Origin of the sequence: Bradyrhizobium cosmicum, assembly GCF_032290525.1 — a bacterium.
Lineage (GTDB): Bacteria > Pseudomonadota > Alphaproteobacteria > Rhizobiales > Xanthobacteraceae > Bradyrhizobium > Bradyrhizobium cosmicum_A.
In genome coordinates this window covers 1-424 of sequence record NZ_JASXTA010000093.1, presented here as the reverse complement: position 1 = coordinate 424, position 424 = coordinate 1, and the positions used below count along the sequence as shown (strand labels likewise).

Genomic DNA, 424 nt, shown 5'->3' with positions numbered 1-424 from the left:
CCGCCGACGAGGCGCGGCGGGTTGCGCAAGCCGCCAATCTGTCGGATGCGCCGCTGCGTGCGCTTGCCGACAGTTCGACACCGGCGCCCTTGCCGGAGAATGCGGAGAACGTGAAATTCGACGGCGCCGACGGCAGGCTCGAATTCAATTCCGCTTCCAGCGTGAAGGCCGTCGCAGCCTTTTATCGCAGCTCCCTGCAGGCGCAGGGCTGGAAGGAGAAGCCCTCGGTCATCAACCAACCCAATATGGCGCTGATGGAATTTTCCAAAGGCCGCAAGGTGCTGTCGCTGACCGTCATGCAGATGGGCCCCAAGGTCCGCGTCAGCGCCAACGGATCGGCGCTCGTGATGGCAAACGTCGCATCGGAAGGTGCGAAGACGCCGGGCGGCCCGTCCGGCAAGGCCGTGGCAGAAGCGCTCGATCC

At 65.1% G+C, this 424-nt stretch carries 1 pseudogene; it reads left to right on the top strand.

Annotated elements, in window-relative coordinates:
* A pseudogene (locus tag QSV46_RS39185) lies at positions 1–424 on the top strand (hypothetical protein); the annotation flags it as partial.